This is a genomic window from Streptomyces aurantiacus JA 4570 (assembly GCF_000414115.1).
Lineage (GTDB): Bacteria > Actinomycetota > Actinomycetes > Streptomycetales > Streptomycetaceae > Streptomyces > Streptomyces aurantiacus_A.
In genome coordinates this window covers 11,311-29,054 of the sequence record NZ_AOPZ01000370.1, presented here as the reverse complement: position 1 = coordinate 29,054, position 17,744 = coordinate 11,311, and the positions used below count along the sequence as shown (strand labels likewise).

At 71.7% G+C, this 17,744-nt stretch carries 13 protein-coding genes; 6 read left to right on the top strand and 7 right to left on the bottom strand.

What is annotated here, in order from left to right:
• Positions 1–221: 221 nt before the first annotated feature.
• A complete protein-coding gene (gene gndA, locus STRAU_RS30820) occupies positions 222–1,661 on the bottom strand; it encodes an NADP-dependent phosphogluconate dehydrogenase (RefSeq protein ID WP_037663027.1) in 1,440 nt (479 codons plus the stop codon).
• A 108-nt stretch (positions 1,662–1,769) separates the two neighbouring features.
• Here gndA and STRAU_RS30815 point away from each other — a divergent pair, with 108 nt between their 5' ends.
• Together STRAU_RS30815 and STRAU_RS30810 are read left to right on the top strand one after the other, a co-directional pair.
• Positions 1,770–2,744 carry an acetylxylan esterase gene (locus STRAU_RS30815; RefSeq protein ID WP_016644336.1) on the top strand — a complete coding sequence of 325 codons (975 nt, stop codon included), beginning with the start codon at positions 1,770–1,772 and terminating at the stop codon, positions 2,742–2,744.
• A gap of 161 nt (positions 2,745–2,905) precedes the next feature.
• Positions 2,906–4,231: a transglycosylase family protein gene (locus tag STRAU_RS30810; protein ID WP_016644335.1), complete on the top strand. Its 1,326-nt coding sequence runs from the start codon at positions 2,906–2,908 to the stop codon at positions 4,229–4,231.
• A 14-nt stretch (positions 4,232–4,245) separates the two neighbouring features.
• Here the strand turns inward: STRAU_RS30810 and STRAU_RS30805 are convergent, their stop codons facing one another.
• Positions 4,246–5,448: a DMT family transporter gene (locus STRAU_RS30805; protein ID WP_037663026.1), complete on the bottom strand. Its 1,203-nt coding sequence runs from the start codon at positions 5,446–5,448 to the stop codon at positions 4,246–4,248.
• Positions 5,449–5,884: 436 nt separating this feature from the next.
• Between STRAU_RS30805 and STRAU_RS30800 the strand changes: the two genes are divergently transcribed.
• The 3 genes from STRAU_RS30800 to glgC are packed head-to-tail and all read left to right on the top strand — an operon-like array spanning position 5,885 to position 8,912.
• Entirely contained in the window at positions 5,885–6,463 is a 579-nt protein-coding gene (locus STRAU_RS30800; RefSeq protein WP_310592287.1) for a (2Fe-2S)-binding protein, read from the top strand.
• 36 nt (positions 6,464–6,499) lie between these two features.
• Entirely contained in the window at positions 6,500–7,669 is a 1,170-nt protein-coding gene (gene glgA / locus STRAU_RS30795; RefSeq protein ID WP_037663024.1) for a glycogen synthase, read from the top strand.
• 22 nt (positions 7,670–7,691) lie between these two features.
• Positions 7,692–8,912, top strand: a complete 1,221-nt coding sequence (gene glgC / locus STRAU_RS30790; protein WP_037663022.1) for a glucose-1-phosphate adenylyltransferase — start codon at positions 7,692–7,694, stop codon at positions 8,910–8,912.
• Positions 8,913–8,939: 27 nt separating this feature from the next.
• Here the strand turns inward: glgC and STRAU_RS30785 are convergent, their stop codons facing one another.
• The 5 genes from STRAU_RS30785 to STRAU_RS30765 form a co-directional block, all read right to left on the bottom strand.
• The gene (locus STRAU_RS30785) at positions 8,940–9,965 is read right to left on the bottom strand and encodes an ABC transporter permease (RefSeq protein WP_016644329.1); all 1,026 of its coding nucleotides are present in this window, start codon (positions 9,963–9,965) and stop codon (positions 8,940–8,942) included.
• Positions 9,962–10,927 carry an ABC transporter permease gene (locus STRAU_RS30780; RefSeq protein WP_037663020.1) on the bottom strand — a complete coding sequence of 322 codons (966 nt, stop codon included), beginning with the start codon at positions 10,925–10,927 and terminating at the stop codon, positions 9,962–9,964. The genes STRAU_RS30785 and STRAU_RS30780 overlap by 4 nt, the downstream gene beginning before the upstream one ends.
• A complete protein-coding gene (locus tag STRAU_RS30775; protein ID WP_052029357.1) occupies positions 10,920–12,476 on the bottom strand; it encodes a sugar ABC transporter ATP-binding protein in 1,557 nt (518 codons plus the stop codon). The genes STRAU_RS30780 and STRAU_RS30775 overlap by 8 nt, the downstream gene beginning before the upstream one ends.
• 34 nt (positions 12,477–12,510) lie before the next feature.
• Entirely contained in the window at positions 12,511–13,668 is a 1,158-nt protein-coding gene (locus tag STRAU_RS30770) for an ABC transporter substrate-binding protein (RefSeq protein ID WP_016644326.1), read from the bottom strand.
• Between the two features lie 170 nt (positions 13,669–13,838).
• Positions 13,839–14,852: a LacI family DNA-binding transcriptional regulator gene (locus STRAU_RS30765; protein WP_016644325.1), complete on the bottom strand. Its 1,014-nt coding sequence runs from the start codon at positions 14,850–14,852 to the stop codon at positions 13,839–13,841.
• A gap of 181 nt (positions 14,853–15,033) precedes the next feature.
• Between STRAU_RS30765 and STRAU_RS30760 the strand changes: the two genes are divergently transcribed.
• Positions 15,034–17,700 (top strand): PA14 domain-containing protein, encoded by a 2,667-nt coding sequence (locus tag STRAU_RS30760; RefSeq protein WP_016644324.1) that lies wholly within the window; start codon positions 15,034–15,036, stop codon positions 17,698–17,700.
• Positions 17,701–17,744: the final 44 nt, after the last annotated feature.

The window sequence follows — 17,744 nt, the reverse complement described above, 5'->3', positions numbered from 1 at the left end:
CCGTCCCCGACCCGGTGCCGCTGCCGGAACCCCCGCCGTCGCCGGTGCCGAAGCCGCCGGGCCCGGACCCCGTCCCGGACCCCGACCCCCAGCCGGAACCCGCGAGCCGGCCCAGGCCGCTCTCGGCCTGAGGGGACCCTTCGCCCCCGGGGCCGCGAGCCCCGGGGGCCGGCCCGCCCGGGGCCGTGCTGCCCCGCCCTCCTGCTACGCCGGCACCCTTGCTACGCCGACACCTCGGACCGGTCCCCGCCCCACAGCGTGTGGAACGACCCCTCGCGGTCCGTACGCCGGTAGGTGTGCGCCCCGAAGTAGTCCCGCTGGCCCTGCGTGAGCGCGGCCGGCAGGCGGTCCGCGCGCAGCGCGTCGTAGTACGCGAGGGCCGCGGCGAAGCCCGGTGCGGGCACGCCCTGGCGCGTCGCGGCGACGAGCACGGCACGCCAGTCGTCCTGCGCCTCCCCGATCTCGCGCGCGAAGCCCTCGTCGGCGAGCAGGCTCGGCAGGTCCGCACGGGCGTCGTAGGCGGCCCGGATGCGGTCGAGGAACGCGGCCCGGATGATGCAGCCGCCGCGCCAGATCGCCGACACCGCGCCCAGGTCGATGCCCCAGCCGTACTCCTCGCTGCCCGCCGCGATCTCGTGGAAGCCCTGCGTGTACGACACGATCTTCGAGGCGTACAGCGCCTGCTCGACCTGGTCGGCGAACGCCGCCGCCTCGTTCTTCGCGAGCGGCTCCGCCTTCGGCCCCGCGAGCCCCCGCGAGGCGTCGCGCAGGTCCTTGTGACCGGACACCGAGCGGGCGAACACCGCCTCGGCGATGCCCGACACCGGCACGCCCAGGTCGAGGGCGATCTGCACGGTCCAGCGGCCGGTGCCCTTCTGCTCCGCCTGGTCCTGGACGACGTCCACGAACGGCTCGCCGGTCGCGGCGTCGACGTGCGCGAGGACCTCGGCGGTGATCTCGATCAGATACGAGTCGAGGCGGCCGGTGTTCCAGGTGCGGAAGATGTCCGCGATCTCGGCGGGGCTGTATCCGGCCACCTCACGGAGCAGCTGATACGCCTCGGCGATGAGCTGCATGTCCGCGTACTCGATGCCGTTGTGCACCATCTTCACGAAATGTCCGGCGCCGTCGGGGCCGATGTGCGCCGTGCAGGGGCTGCCGTCCGCGGCCTTCGCGGAGATCTTCTCCAGCATCGGGCCGAGCGCGTCGTAGGACTCCTTGGAGCCGCCCGGCATGATGCTCGGGCCGTTCAGGGCGCCCTCCTCGCCGCCGGACACGCCCGTGCCGACGAAGTGGATGCCCTGCTCGCGCAGCTCGCGCTCGCGCCGCCGGGTGTCCGCGAAGTGCGCGTTGCCGCCGTCCACGATCATGTCGCCCGGCTCCAGGAGGGGCGCGAACTCCTGGATGACGGCGTCCGTCGGCTCACCCGCCTTGACCATGACGACCAGGCGGCGTGGGCGCTCCAGGGCGGCGACGAAGTCCTCGGCGGTCTCGGCGAGGACGAACTCGCCCTCCTGGCCGAACTCGTCCACGAGGGCGCGGGCCTTCGCCGCCGTGCGGTTGTGCACCGCGACCGTATAGCCGTTGCGGGCGAAATTCCGGGCGAGGTTGCGTCCCATCACCGCGAGTCCCGTGACACCGATCTGCGCTGAAGCACTCATGCTCTGGCTCCTGAGTTCCTGGGAAATCCGAAGTACCGCATCTGTGCGCCAGTATCACCCCGCGCGTACCGTGACTTCCCGACACGGTGTCCGACGGAGGAGCCGCCCGTGCCCCGTTTCGACCTGCCTCTGGAGGAACTCCGCCGATACCGACCGGAATTGCCGGAGCCGGAGGACTTCGACGCGTTCTGGGAGAAGACCCTTTCGGCGGCCCGCGAACACGATCTGGACGCGCGCTTCGAGCGGGTCGAGGTGCCGCTCGCGACGGTCGAGGTCTTCGACGTGACGTACGCGGGGTTCGGCGGGCAGCCGGTCAAGGGGTGGCTGGTCGTTCCGGCGGGTGCGGACGGGCCGCTGCCCGCCGTCGTCGAGTACATCGGGTACGGGGGCGGGCGCGGGCTGCCGCACGAGCGGCTGCTGTGGTCGGCGGCAGGGTTCGCGCACTTCGTGATGGACACGCGCGGGCAGGGCGCCGGCGGCTCGACGGCGGGGGACACCCCGGACGCCGCGGGCAGCGGACCGGCGTACCCCGGCTTCCTGACGCGCGGCATCGAGGACCCGCACGACTACTACTACCGGCGCGTCTTCACCGACGCCGTGCGCGCCGTCGAGGCCGTCCGCGGCCATCCGCTGGTGGACGCCGCGCGCGTCGCGGCGGTCGGCGGCAGCCAGGGCGGCGCCATCACGCTGGCCGTGGGCGGCCTGGTGCCCGACCTCGCGGCGATCGCCCCCGACGTGCCGTTCCTGTGCGACATCCCGCGGGGTGCGACGCTCTCCGGCCGCCTGCCCTACCGGGAGATCGGCCACTATCTGCGGACCCGGCGCGGCCTGGAGGAGCGCGTGTTCGCGACCCTCTCGTACTTCGACGGCGTGCACTTCGCCGCCCGCGGGCGTGCGCCCGCGCTCTTCTCGGCGGCGCTGGAGGACGAAACCTGCCCGCCCTCGACCGTTTTCGCGGCATTCAACGCCTATGCGGGGTCGGAAAGGTCGATGGAGGTGTACTTCTTCAACGACCACGAGGGCGGCGGCGCTTATCAGCAGGATGTACAACTCCGGTGGCTTCCGGGGCATTTGAGGAACTGAACGGGAACCGATCAGGAAGCGGCACGGCCATGACCGGTTCAACGCCCCCTCCGCACCCGGCTCTTGTCACAGCCATGGCCGACCGGCTAACTTGCGGGCTGTCCTGTGGCTGACGTATGGCCGATATTTCGACGTGTCGACGTGTGTCTGAGGGGGCTTTCATGGCCTTACGAGGCCGGCATCGCCGGTACCAGCCGAGCCGGATCAACCGTGCCTCGCTCACGGTCACGGCGGGCGGCGCCGGAATCGCCCTCCCGCTGATGTCCGCGGGCACGGGCCACGCCGCGGACGTCGACACCTGGAACAAGGTCGCGGCCTGCGAGTCCACCAACAACTGGAGCATCAACACCGGCAACGGCTTCTACGGCGGCCTCCAGTTCACCCAGTCCACCTGGCAGGCATACGGCGGCACGGCCTACGCCCCGCGCGCCGACCTCGCCACCAAGGACCAGCAGATCGCCGTCGCCGAGAAGGTCCTCGACGGCCAGGGCCCCGGCGCCTGGCCGGTGTGCTCCCAGCGCGCCGGCCTCGCCCGCGGGGGCGACAGCCCCGACATCAGGCCCGCCACCGCGCCGCAGCCGAAGAAGTCGACCGGCGCGGCCAAGACCGACGGCGCGCCGAAGACGCCCAAGCGCACGGTGCGCGACGTCAAGCCCGAAGTGACACCGCAGTCCACCGCGGGCACCGCCCGGATGTACACGGTCGTCCGTGGCGACACCCTCTCCGGCATCGCCGAGGAGCGCCGCGTCCAAGGCGGCTGGCCGCAGCTGTACGACAACAACCGCCGCACCATCGGCGGCGACCCGGACTTCATCTCGCCGGGGCAGCGGCTCTCGCTGCGCGGCGCGGCGAAGGGCGAGGCGCCCCCGCGCCCGCCGGAGCGCCGCACCCCGCCCGAGCGCGAGAAGCGCCCGGAGAAGCGGCCCGTGCAGCACGACGACAAGAAGGCCGAGCGCAAACCGGAGCACAGGCCCGAGCGGACGCGGCCCCCGGCCAAGGAGGCCAAGCCCGCGCCCAAGCCGAAGCCGAAGCGCGACACCGCGCCCGCCGGCCGGCAGCGGGCCGAGGCCGCCGGGTCCTCGTCGGGGGCGTCGGCGCCGGTGGCGGCTTCCATCGGCACGCCGTACCACGCGACGGGCAGCTCCTGGTCGAAGGGCTACCACACGGGCGTCGACTTCCCGGTGCCCACCGGCACGTCCGTGAAGGCGGTCGCCGCGGGCACCGTCGTCTCGTCGGGCTGGGGCGGCAGTTACGGCTACGAGGTCGTCATCCGGCACACCGACGGCAGGTACTCGCAGTACGGCCATCTGTCGGCGCTCGCGGTGAAGGCCGGGCAGAAGGTCGGCGCGGGCCAGCGCATCGCCCGCTCAGGATCGACGGGCAACAGCTCGGGCCCGCACCTGCACTTCGAGATCCGCACCGGACCCGGCTTCGGCTCGGACATCGACCCGCTCGCGTATTTGCGGGGGCGCGGGGTCCGTATCTGAGCGAAGCCCCGCGCTCAGGACACGCTGTGCTCGCGCGCGGGGCGTGCGAGCGGCGCGCGCACGAGTGCCTGCTGCACCAGCGGCTGCAGCGGCAGCCCGGTCAGGGAGTCGGTGACCAGGTGCTGTTCCGGCGCGGGCTGTTCGCCCGACAGCGCCCGCCTGCCGGGCTCGGCCGCCGGGTGCTCGTCGTGGACGGGCCTGCGCTGCTCGCCGACCGGGGCGTCCTCGGACGTGCGGGCGGCGGACGACGCGGCGGTGACGTCCCGGGCGTCGAGGCCGTCGCGGCCCTGGAGGCCGTCGAGCCCCTCGACGCCTTCGAGGGTCAGGGCCTGCGCGCCCGTCTCGTCGGGCTGTTCGGCGGCCACGGGCGTGTCCGTCGCCTGCCCGGAGCCGATGCGTTCCGTGGTCAGCAGGATCAGTCCGCCCGCGGCGACGACACCGCAGGCCAGCGCGACCGCCGTGCCCGTCGCGCCGTAGCGGAAGGATTCGCCGAACAGGGTGAGGCCGACCGCGGCCGCGATCACCGGGTTCACCACGGTCACCGCGGACAGCGGAGCGGCGAGACCCGCGCCCCGGTAGGCGGCCTGCGAGAGCAGCAGCCCGGCCACCGCGAGGACCGCGATGACGGCGAGGCTCGGCACCTGCCGGGTGAGCGGCTCGTGCGCGTCCCAGTCCACCGCGACGGTCTTGGTGAACACCGAGGAGATGCCGAACGCGATGCCCGCCGCCGTGGCGAGCAGCATGCTGCGCACCGCCGGGTGCCGGTGGGCGGCGTGCGCGAGCAGCATCAGCGTGACGACGGCGCTGCCCGTGCCGACCGCGAGCAGGACGCGCTCGGTGTCGGCGAGCGACTGCGACGCGGTGGCTTGTGTCAGCGAGAGCAGACCCACGAGGCCCACCGTCGCCATGATGGCGCCGCGCCACGCGGTCGCCCCGGCCCGCCGGCGCACGAACATCGCGGCCATCGGCAGCGCGAACACGATCGTCAGCGCGCCCAGCGGCTGCACCAGGCTCAGCGGGCCGAACGCCAGCGCCACGACGTGCAGCAGCCCGCCGAGGCCGTTGAGGACGACCGCGATCCACCAGGCGCCGCTGCGCAGCGGCGCGTACTGCTGTTCCGCGGTCTTCGCCGCCACCTGCTCCTGGATGATCGCCCCGCCGGCGTAGGCCACGGCGGAGACGAGGGCGAGCACGACAGACAGCGCGAGGGCACTCATGAGGTGCTCCGCGCTGTGCGGCACGACCGGTGGGTGCGGTCGTCGGGGTCCCTGTGCATCCGGTTCGTCCGGTGCGGCGAGCGGTCGGCTTCCATGTTCACCACAATGTCGCGCGGAGCGCTCCAAGTCGTCGTCCCTGAGCAGTCAATCCGTCCTACTACCGATGGAGTACGACCTCCTTCATGTCCTCCCCAGGTCTGGTTACCCCTGTCCACCAGTGTCCTGCTGTACTGCTGCGATGACCACTGAAGCGCAGAGGATCGACTGGGCCGCCGTGTCGTCCGTCGGGGGCTTCTTCGCCCTGAGAACGGGAGAAGCGCCTGGTGGGGGCCATGTGGCGTTGGCACGTGTCTACGAAGGCGGCAGCTCGGTCGCGGAAGGTGAGGATCTCGGTACGCAAAGTGACGGTGATCCACTGGCCTTTCGCGTCGCCAAAGTGGGGGCGCGCCTCGGCGCCCCCGAGGCCCGTGTCGCCGCCTCCGTGGCGCAGCTCGGCCTCGCCGCCCGGCTGTGGTCCCTGGCGCTCGGCCCCGCCGCGCTGTTCGGGCGCCTGCCCGACCTGGACCCGGCGCGGCTGCTGTGGGACGCGGACGGCACGTCGCCGGACGACCTGTGGCTCACCGGGGAGCGCACGTATCCCGCCGACGCGGCCCGCGTCCACGAGGTCGTCCAGGAACGCCACCTCGCACCGCTCGCCCGCGCCTTGCGCGCCCGCTTCCGGATCTCCCCCGCGCTCCTTCGCGGCAACGCGGGCTCGGCTCTCGCGGGCGCGGCCCGCGAGCTGCACGCCTGGGCCGCGCGTACCGGCCGCCCCGAAGTCGGGGAGCGGGCCCTCGACCTCGCCGCCGAACTCTTCGCCCGGCCCGCGCTGAAGTCCACCGGGACCCTGGACGGGACCGCCTTCCGGCGCCGGAGCTGCTGCCTCTACTACCGCTGCCCGAACGGCGGCCTGTGCGGGGACTGCTGTTTCGACCGGCCGCCGCAGCGGTCTTCCCACCGGGCGGCGTCTGGGTGACCATGAGGGAGCCGGCCGACGAGGAGGGCTCCGCTCGTGAAAGTGGGACTGCTCACCCGCGAGTATCCGCCGGACGTCTACGGCGGCGCGGGCGTCCATGTCGAGTTCCTGGCACGGGAGTTGGCCGCGCTCACCGAACTCGACGTGCACTGCTGGGGCGAGGGTGCGGCCGACGGCGTCGTGCGGCACCGCGCCTGGGCCGACCTCGACACCGCCAACGACGCGCTGCGCACCCTGTCCGTGGACCTGTCCATGGCGGCCGCGCTCGACGGCCGCGACCTGGTCCACTCCCACACCTGGTACGCCAACCTCGCCGGCCACGTCGGCAAGCTCCTGCACGGCATCCCGCACGTCATGACCTCGCACTCGCTGGAGCCGCTGCGCCCCTGGAAGGCCGAGCAACTCGGCGGCGGATACGCCCTGTCGAGCTGGGCCGAGCGCACCGCCATCGAGGCCGCCGACGCCGTCGTCGCCGTCTCCCACGGCATGCGCGAGGACATCCTCAGCTGCTACCCGGCCGTCGACCCGGCGAAGGTGCACGTCGTCCACAACGGCATCGACACCGACCTGTACCGGCCCGACCCCGGCACCAGCGCCCTGCACCGCCACGGCATCGACAGCGCCCGCCCCTACGTCCTGTTCGTCGGCCGCATCACCCGGCAGAAGGGCGTGCCCCATCTGCTGCGCGCCGCACGCCAGTTGGACCCGGGCATCCAGCTGGTGCTGTGCGCGGGCGCCCCCGACACCGCCGAGATCGACCGGGAGTTCCGCACCCTCTTCGAGGAACTGGGCCGCTCGCGCGACGGGGTCACCTGGATCCCGCGCATGCTGCCGCGCCCCGAGGTCGTCCAACTCCTCACGCACGCGGCGGTGTTCGTGTGCCCCTCGGTGTACGAGCCGCTGGGCATCGTGAACCTGGAGGCGATGGCGTGCGGCACCGCCGTCGTCGCCTCCCGCGTCGGCGGCATCCCGGAGGTCGTCTCGGACGGCACGACGGGCCTGCTCGTCCCGTACGACCCGGGTGAACCGGAGCGGTTCGAGCACGACCTCGCCGTGCTCCTGAACCACCTGGCCGCCGACCCGCGCCGGGCGGGCGCGATGGGAGCGGCCGGACGGCACCGCGCGGTGCGCGAGTTCGGCTGGGACGCGGTGGCACGGCGCACGGTCGATGTGTACGAGGAAGCCATGGGGTTACGCAAGAACTGACGGACAGCGGCAGGGGGCGGCCATGCGCGGTGGACCTTCGGTGCTCGGGATCGTGCTGGCGGGCGGTGAGGGCAAGCGGCTGATGCCGCTCACGGCCGACCGGGCGAAACCGGCGGTGACCTTCGGCGGGACGTACCGCCTCGTCGACTTCGTGCTCTCCAACCTCGTCAACGGCGACATCCTGCGCATCTGCGTCCTCACGCAGTACAAGTCGCACTCGCTGGACCGGCACGTCTCCACCACCTGGCGGATGTCGAGCCTGCTCGGCAACTACGTCACGCCCGTCCCCGCCCAGCAGCGCCTCGGCCCGCGCTGGTACCTGGGCAGCGCCGACGCCATCCTGCAGTCCCTGAACCTCGTGCACGACGAGCAGCCCGACTACATCGCGGTGTTCGGCGCCGACCACGTCTACCGGATGGATCCGCGCCACATGCTGGCCCGGCACGTCGAGTCCGGCGCGGGCGTCACCGTCGCCGGGATCCGGGTGCCGCGCGCCGACGCCTCGCAGTTCGGCATCATCACCCCGGCCGGGGACGGCACCCGGGTGGAGAGCTTCCTGGAGAAGCCGGCGAACCCGCCCGGCCTGCCCGGCTCGCCGAACCAGGTCTTCGCCTCCATGGGCAACTACGTCTTCACGACCAAGGTGCTGGTCGACGCCTTGCAGCGGGACGCCGAGGACGCGGACTCGGTGCACGACATGGGCGGCTCGATCCTGCCGTCCCTCACCGGGCGCGGCGTCGCGCAGGTCTACGACTTCGCCGACAACCACGTCCCCGGCGAGACCGCCCGCGACCACGGCTACTGGCGCGACGTCGGCACCCTGGACGCGTACTACGAAGCGCACATGGACCTGATCTCCGACAACCCCGTCTTCAACCTCGACAACCACCGCTGGCCCATCTACACCCACTCCGGCCCGCTCCCGCCCGCCAGGTTCTGCGCGGGCGGCATCGCGGGCGAGTCCGTGGTCAGCCCCGGCTGCGTCATCCGCGGCCAGGTCACCCGCTCCGTCCTGTCACCCGGGGTGAGCGTCGGCGAGGGCGCCGTCGTCCAGGGCTCCGTGCTGCACGACAACGTCCGCGTCGGCCGGGGCGCGGTGGTGCGCGGCGCCGTCCTGGACAAGAACGTCGACGTCCCGCCCGGCGCCACGATCGGCGTCAACCCGGAGCGGGACGAGGAGCTGTACACGGTGTCGAAGGGCGGCGTGATCGCCCTCGGGAAGGGACAGGACGTACCGGTGTAGAACGAGCGGACACCGAGGGGCGTACGGCTACAGCACCCGGCGCCGCCGTCCCAGCCATGTCTGCGCGACGACGACCACCGCCAGGAAGCCGCCGCTGACGACCTGTTGGTAGGCGGAGTCCAGGGAGCCGATCTGGTTGATGACGTTCTGGATGACCTTCAGGAGCAGGACGCCGACGAGCGAGCCGCTGAGGAAGCCGAAGCCGCCCGACAGGAGCGTGCCGCCGATGACGACGGCGGAGATCGCCTCCAGCTCCATGCCGGAGCCGAGGATGGTCACGCCGGACGCGAGCCAGGCCGCGTTGAGCGCGCCCGCGAGGCCCGCGCACAGGCCGGACAGGGTGTAGACCGCCGTCTTCGTGCGGGCCACCGGCGCGCCCATCAGCGCCGCCGCGTCCTCGTTGCCGCCGACCGCGTACACGTACTGCCCGAAGCGGCTGCGGCGCAGCACGACGGCACCGGCCACGAACAGGCCCGCCGTGATCCACACCGGCGCGCCGACGCCGAGCAGCTTGCCCTGTCCGAGGGTCGCGAAGAACGAGTCCTTGTCGACGAGATACGTCTTCGAGCCCTCGTCGGTGACGGCGAGGAGGATGCCGCGCGCGCCGAGCAGCGCGGCCAGCGTCACGATGAACGGGGCGAGCCGGGAACGCGCGATCAGCAGGCCGTTCACAAGGCCGATGAGCCCGCACACCGCGAGCGGAAGCAGCAGCGCCACCGCCGTGCCGTACTGCGAGCCCCACGCCGCGAGGACCCCGCCGAGCGCGAACAGGGAGCCCACGGACAGATCGATGCCGCCCGTGATGATCACGAAGGTCATGCCGAGCGCGACGACGGCCAGGAACGCCGAGGACACCGCCATGTTCTGCGTGTTGTCGGCCGTCATGAACGTGTCGAAGGACAGCCAGGCCGCGAGGACGGCGATCACCAGGGTGACCAGGGCGCCGTGCTGCTGGGCCAGCGCGCTCAGCCGCTCCGAGCGGGTCGCGCCCAGGGGTTCGTCCTCCGTGGGCGTGCTCGTGGGCCGCACCGGACTCTCCGTGTCGACGGTCATCGCCGCCCCCTCTCGCGTGCCGCGTACACGGCCAGGATGATCACCACGGCCTGCGCGATCTGCGTCCACGACGGCGACACGTCGTGCTTGATGAGCGTGGCCGTCAGCAGCTGGATGAGGACGGCGCCCGCCACCGTGCCGCCGATGCGCACCCGCCCGCCGCTGAGCGGGGTGCCGCCGACGACGACCGCGGTGATCGCGGACAGCTCCATCAGATTGCCGAGCGACGTCGGGTCGCTCGCGGTCAGGCGCGCGGTCGCGAGGACACCCGCGATCGCGGCGAGGGCGCCCGAGCACACGTACACGAGGATGAGCACCCGCCGTACGGGAAGTCCGGCGAGCTTGGCCGCGGGACGGCTGTCGCCGATGGCGAGGAGCTGGCGGCCGAACGTCGTGCGGCGCACGACGAACGCGACGAGCAGCGCGAGACCCACCGCGATCAGTACGAGATAGGGGATGCCGAGCAGGTCGCCGGAGCCGAGCGAGGCCATGGTCGGGTCGCGGACGTCCTTGAGCTGGGGCAGCAGCACCAGGGCGAGGCCCCGGCCCGCGACCATCAGGGCGAGCGTGGCGACGATCGGCTGGACGCCGATGTACGCGATCAGCGCCCCGTTGGCGACGCCGACGGCGATCCCGCCGAGCACGGCGACGAGCAGCGCGATCCACATGCCGTAGCCGAGATACAGCGAGAGCAGGGACGTGGAGAGCGCCATCACCGAGCCGACCGACAGATCCACGCCCTCGCTGCCGATGGCGAGCGCCATGCCGAGCGCCACGATCATGACGGGCGCCACCTGCACGGCCTGCGTGCGGAAGTTCTCGGCGGACAGGAAGTGCGGGGTGAACGCGATGTTCACCAGGAGCAGGACGGCGACGCCCAGATGGACGCCGTAGTCCTGGAGCAGCCGCAGCAGGCGGTCGCGGTCGAGGCGGGTGCGGCCGCCCAGGCCGATGTCAGTCATCGTCACCTCCAGAGGCGGCGGGGGTGTCCCGTGCCGCGGGCGCGGCCGCGATCGCGCGCATCAGGCGGTCCTCCGTGACGGCGTCGCCGGTGAGTTCCTCGACGACCTTGCCGTCCTTGAGGACCACCACGCGGTCGCTGCCCTCGATCAGTTCCTCCGTGTCGGAGGAGATCAGGAGCACCCCGAGACCGTCGTCGGCCAGCTCGTCGATGAGCTTCTGTACCTCGGCCTTCGCGCCGACGTCGATGCCGCGCGTCGGCTCGTCCAGGAGCAGCACCTTCGGGTTCATGGCGAGCCAGCGGGCGAGGAGCACCTTCTGCTGGTTGCCGCCGGAGAGCTCGCCGACCTTCTGGTGCGGACCGGACGCCTTGATGCGCAGGCGCTTCATGAAGGTGTCGACGACGCGGTCGATGCGCGCCTCGTCGACCAGGCCGAAGCGGGACAGGCCCGGCAGCGCGGCGAGGGCGATGTTCTCGCGCACCGAAAGCCCCGGCACGATGCCCTCCGCCTTGCGGTCCTCGGGCAGCAGGCTCACACCGGCGCGGATCGCGGCCGGTGTGGAGCCCGTGCGCACCGGCACCCCGGCGACCACCACCCGGCCCGAGTCCGGGGGCAGCGCCCCGGCGATGGCCTTCGCGGTCTCGCTGCGGCCCGAGCCGAGCAGCCCGCCGAGCCCGACGACCTCCCCGGGCCGGATCGTCAGGGACACCCCGGCGAGCTGGTGCCGGACCGTCAACTCCGTTGCCTCAAGGACAGGTTGGGCTTCGGTGTCGTGGCTTCCGCTGAACTTAGTCAGACCTTCCTCGCGTACGTCGCCGATGTCCCGGCCCAGCATCAGCGAGACCAGACGCAGCCGGTCGAGCTCGGCGATCGGGCCGGTGTGCACCGCCTTGCCGTCCCGCAGCACGGTGACGGTGTCACACACCTCGTACAGCTCGTCGAGGCGGTGGCTGACGTAGATCACCGCGATGCCGCGCCCGCGCAGCATCCGGATCACCTCGAACAGCGTGGCCACCTCGCGCGGTTCGAGGGACGACGTCGGCTCGTCCATGACGACCACGCGCGCGTCGACCGACACCGCGCGGGCCAGTGCCACCATCTGCTGGGCGCCGACGCCGAGTTCGCGCAGCGGCCGGCGTACGTCGACACGCACGCCGAGGCCGCGCAGGGCCTCGTCCGCCTCGCGGTGCATGCGGCGGAAGTCGATCAGGCCGAGGCGGCCGCGCGGCTCGCGGCCGAGGAACAGGTTGCGGGCCACGCTCATCAGCGGGACCAGGTTGACTTCCTGATAGATGGTGGAGATGCCCGCGTGCTGCGCCTGCAGGGGCGTGGCGAAGCGGACGGCCGAGCCGTCGTACCGCACCACGCCGTCGCTCGGCCTGTACACGCCGGTGAGGACCTTGATGAGCGTGGACTTCCCGGCGCCGTTCTCACCGATCAGCGCGTGCACCTCGCCCGCGCGGGCCGTGAAGTCGACGCCGTCCAGGGCGCGTACGCCCGGGAAGGACTTGCCGAGCCCCGACACCGAAAGGACGGCGGGCCCCGTCACCGGCACAGCGGCGGATCCTGTCACCGGCGGCACGTCAGTACGCCTTGCCCAGGTCCGAATCGGCGTTGTCCTTGGTGTAGGCGCTGTCCTCGATGACGATGTCCTGGGCGACCTCGCCGCCCTTGGTGAAGGTGTCCAGGGTCTGGAAGGCGAGCGGTCCGAAGCGCGGGTTGGACTCGATGACGCCGTCGATCCAGCCGTCGACGATGCCGCGTACGGCGTTCTTCGTGCCGTCGATCGTCACGATCTTCACGTCGCCGGCCTTCTTGCCCGCGCCCTTGAGGGCGCCGACCGCGCCGAGGCCCATCTCGTCGTTCTCGGCGTAGATCCCGTCGATGCCCGGCTTGGACTGGATCAGCTGCTCGGTGACCTGCTGGCCCTTCTCGCGGGCGAACTCGCCGGTCTGCTTGAAGACGACCTTCAGATCCGGGGCCTTCTTCTCGATCTGCTGCTCGAAGCCCTTGGTGCGGTCGGTGGTGACGTTGTTGCCCGCCGCGCCGAGCAGGATCGCGACCTCGCCCTTGCCGCCCGTCGCCGCGATCATGCGGTCGGCGGCGCGGCGCCCCTGCTCGACGAAGTCCGAGCCGATGAAGCTCACGTAGTCCTTGCAGGGCGCCGCGTTGATCTTGCGGTCGATGGTGACGATCGGGATGTGCTTGGCCTTGGCCTGGCGGAGGACCGGTTCCCAGCCGTCGGAGTTCAGCGGGGCGATGACCAGCAGGTCGGCGCCCTTGGCGATGAGGTCCTGGACGTCGCTGATCTGCTTGGAGAACTGCGACTGGGCGTTCGCCGTCAGGAGCTTGACCCCGCGCTTGTCCGCCTCGGCCTTGATGGAGGCGGTCTCCGCGATCCGGAAGGGGTTGGCCTCCTTCTCGGACTGCGAGAAGCCGACGGTCGCGGACTTCAGGTCCAGCTTCTTGGCGCCGTAGTCACCGATCACGCAGGTGTCGGCGCCGGCGCTCGGGGAGGAGGCGACCTGGCCCGCGTCGCCCTCGGAGGCCCCGGACTTGGAGTCCCCGGAGGCGCCGGAGTCGTCGTCCTCCGACTTGGCGCATCCCGTGGCGGTCAGCGCGAGGCTCGCGGCGAGGCCGGCGGCGAGCAGGGTGGTGGCCGACACACGGCCGGAGGCGCGGCCCGCGGCGTGGCCCGAAGTACGGTCGGAGATACGGCGGAAGAAGGTGTTCGGCTTCATGGGAGTCCCCAAACGGCACGGCCCCGGCGCACACTGAGAGCGCTCACGGGAAGAACGGGTTTGCGGTCAACTCAGCGGTACGGGGAGCTTTTTACATCGTTGAAAGGAGGCTGTAAACCCTCCGCGCACGCTGTCGGCCGACGGGGCTGTCCCGCGAGCGGGCCCGCGATTCACCGCCGCCCGAGCGTGCTCTCCCGCTCCACCAGGCGGAATTCCGCAGTGAGTTCATGTCCGCCGGGCCGCTCGGCCCCCTCCAGGCTGCGCAGCAGCGAGGCCACCGCGAGCCGCGCGATGGCCTGCTTGTCCGGCGCGATCGTCGTCAGCGTCACCGCGCCGAACTGCCCCTCCGCGATGTCGTCGAAGCCGACCACCGCCACGTCCCACGGCACCCTGAGGCCCCGCTCGTGCAGCACCCGCATCGCGCCGATCGCGACCAGGTCGTTGTACGCGAACACCGCGTCCGGCCGCACCCCGGAGTCCAGCATCCGCGCCATCGCCTTCGCGCCGTCGTCCCGGTTCCAGCCGCCGACCGCCCCGACCAGGGACTCCGGCGCGGGGATGCCGGCCTCGGCCAGCTCGGCCCGCCAGCCCTGAAGGCGCAGGTGGGCGGGGCGGTTGGCGGAGTCCGTGCGGGCGCCGAGGTAGGCGATGGCGCCCCGGCCGCGGCCGATGAGGTGACGTACCGCGACGCGCGCGGCGGCGACGTTGTCGATCGCGATGTGGTCGTAGGGCAGGTCGTACTCGCGCTCGCCCAGCAGGACGAGCGGCACGTCGTCCTCGCGGGCCCTGAGGTCCTCCGACTCCAGCTCCAGCGGGCTGAGGATCAGGCCGTCGATGACGCGGGCCCGGAAGCCCTGGCTGACCAGGACCTCCTGCTCGCGGTCGCCGCCGGTGTGGTCGAGAAGGACGGTGAAGTCGTGCTCGGCGGCGGCGTCGATGACCGCTCCGGCCAGCTCCGCGAAGTACGGGTTGCCGAGCTCGGGTACGGCGAGGGCGATGATGCCGGTGCGGCCCTTGCGCAGGTGACGCGCCGTCAGGTTGGGCCGGTAGCCCAGCTCGTCGATGGCCTGCTGCACTCGGGCCCGCATCGCCGGGGTGACGTGCTGATACTTGTTCACCACGTTCGAGACGGTCTTGATGGAAACGCCCGCGCGCTCCGCGACATCCTTGAGGCTCACCCGCACGTGCCACTCCTCGCGTCGATGGGTGCCCCGGCGGCCGGGGCGTTCTGGCGTGTCGGCCGTGACCCTGGACAGCGCGCCGGAGCCGTGCTGTCATGCCAACTGCCGTTCCTTCCAACGTTGTACAGACTCGTTGTACCGACTGGAGCGACGAGCCGCCACCCTTCCTCGACAAGGAGGATCCGTGCGCCCAAGACGATCAGGAAAGCTCCGGCACCAACTGGCCCTGCTGCTCAGCGCCGCCCTCGTGTTCACCGGGCTCGCCGCCGCGTCCACCGCGACGGCGGCAGGCGACGAGGCCCCTGCCGCCGGCAGTCGGGCCCCCGAAGTCCACGGCCTGAAGGGCGAGTACTACGCCCAGTCCGCCCCCGGCGCCTTCGACTTCCACGAGCTCAAGGCCACCGGCTTCGACCGGAGCATCGACTTCGACAACCTCGAACCCCGACTGAACTTCGCCACCGGCAAGTCCGACGACGCCACGGTCCGCTGGACCGGCAAGGTGGTCCCGGAGAAGTCCGGCGCCCACACCTTCTCCATGATCGGCGACAACGGCTTCCGGCTGTGGGTCGACGGCAGGCTCGCCATCGACCACTGGGTCGACGACTGGGACCGCGAACAGACCGCGCAGCCGGTGGAGTTGACCGCCGGGGAGCCCTACGACATCAAGGTCGAGTACTTCGAGCACTACGGCGGCTCCAACCTCCACCTGCGCTGGACCGAGCCCGGCGGCACCAAGGAAGCCGTCCCGCAGTCCGCCTTCCGCCTCCCCGACGGCTTCGACTACGACGGCGCGACCGCCGCCACCGTGCAGAAGGACGGCCGCGCCCTGAAGCTGGAGTTCGTCCAGGAACTCAAGGCGCCCCCGGCCGGACTCGTCGACCACATCGAGGCCAACATCGGCGGCGCCAAGTGGCCGCTGGATTCGGCCAGGCTGGACCCGGCCGACCCGCGCGCCCTGCTCGTCACCCTCAAGCAGCCCGTCGTCGGCAACAAGACCGGAACCGCCCGCGGCACCGCCGATCTGCGCTACGACGGCAAGGGCGGCCTGGCCGGCACCGACGGCAAGCAGGTCGGCGCGTTCTGGAGCAGCGGCCCCAACAAGTCCACGTACGAACTGCGCAGCAAGTGGGCGGACGACGTCGGCCCCGGCAACGCGCTGCCCGAGTACCCCCGCCCGCAGCTCAAGCGCGCCGACTGGCGCAATCTGAACGGCAGTTGGCAGTTCGCCGCCGCCAAGGCGGGGGAGCGGCCGCCGGTCGGCAAGCAGCTCAAGGAGAAGATCCTCGTCCCCTACCCGGTCGAGTCCCAGCTCTCCGGGCTTCAGCGGCACGAGGACCGCATGTGGTACCGGCGCACCTTCACCGTTCCTGCGGACTGGAAGGTCGACGACGGCGACGGCGGCAAGAACAGCCGGCGGCTCAAGCTGAACTTCGGCGCCGTCGACTGGCACGCGAAGGTGTACGTCAACGGCACCGAGGTCGCCGACCACAAGGGCGGCTACGACAAGTTCAGCGCCGACGTCACGGACGCCCTCAAGCCCGGCAAGGCCCAGGAGCTGATCGTCGGCGTCCACGACCCGACCGACTCCCCGGACGGCGAGAACCCGCCCGTCGGCAAGCAGCGCCTGGACCCGTCCGGCATCTGGTACACGCCGTCGTCGGGCATCTGGCAGACGGTGTGGATGGAGCCCGTCGCCCGCGACCACGCCGAATCCCTGAAGATCACCCCCGATGTGAAGACCAAGCAGGTCGCCGTCGAGGCCAAGGGCGTCCGTGCGGGCGTGCCCGTGCGGGCGGCGGCGTACGAAGGCAAGAAGAAGGTCGCCGAGGCGAGCGGCCGTACCGGCGAGCCGCTGAAGCTCACTCTGAAGAAGCCGCACCTGTGGTCGCCCGACGACCCCTTCCTGTACGACCTCAAGGTCACCGTCGGCGGCGGCAAGCGCGCGGACCGGCCGCAGAGCTACTTCGGCATGCGGTCCGTCTCGGTCGAGAAGGTCGACGGCACCCCGCGCACCGTCCTCAACGGCAAGCCGACCTTCTTGATGGCCACCCTCGACCAGGGCTTCTGGCCCGACGGCCTGCACACCGCGCCGACGGACGAGGCCCTCGCGTACGACCTGAGAATGCACAAGGAGATGGGCTTCAACTCCGTCCGCAAGCACATCAAGGTGGAGCCCGACCGGTGGTTCTACTGGGCGGACAGGCTGGGCCTGATGGTGTGGCAGGACATGCCGTCCATGCGGTCCGACCGCAACCCGTCGGCCGCCGCGCGCGCCCAGTTCGAGCACGAGATGAAGCAGATGATCGACGAGCACTCCAACAGCCCCTCGATCGTCATGTGGGTCACCTTCAACGAGGGCTGGGGCCAGTACGACATGGGCCGCATCGCCGAACAGGCCAAGGCATGGGACCCGACGCGCCTGGTCAACGGCATGTCCGGGCTCAACCTCGGGGCCGACGGCGGCAAGGGCGACCTCATGGACGAACACGGCTACCCGAGCCCCGCGCTGCCACCGGCACCGGACGGCAGGCGCGCCCTGATCAACGGCGAGTACGGCGGCCTCGGCCTCGCGGTGCCCGGCCACGCCTGGTCCGTCCAGCAGAGCTACGTCGACGTGGACCCGGCGAAGTACACGGAGGAGTACCTCACCAAGCTGCGCGAGGTGCGCGCCCTCGCCTGCAAGGGCGGCAACGGCGCCGTCTACACCCAGATCTCCGATGTGGAAGGGGAGTTGAACGGACTGCTCACCTATGACCGCGAGGTCGTCAAGCCCGACGTGCCGCGGCTGCGCGCCGCGCACGAGTCCCTGATCAAGGACGCCTCGCAGGCGCCCGTGCGGGGCTGCGCCTGAAGGGCCTGACGGATTGATGCACTCCGGTTCGCCCTCCCCGTGGG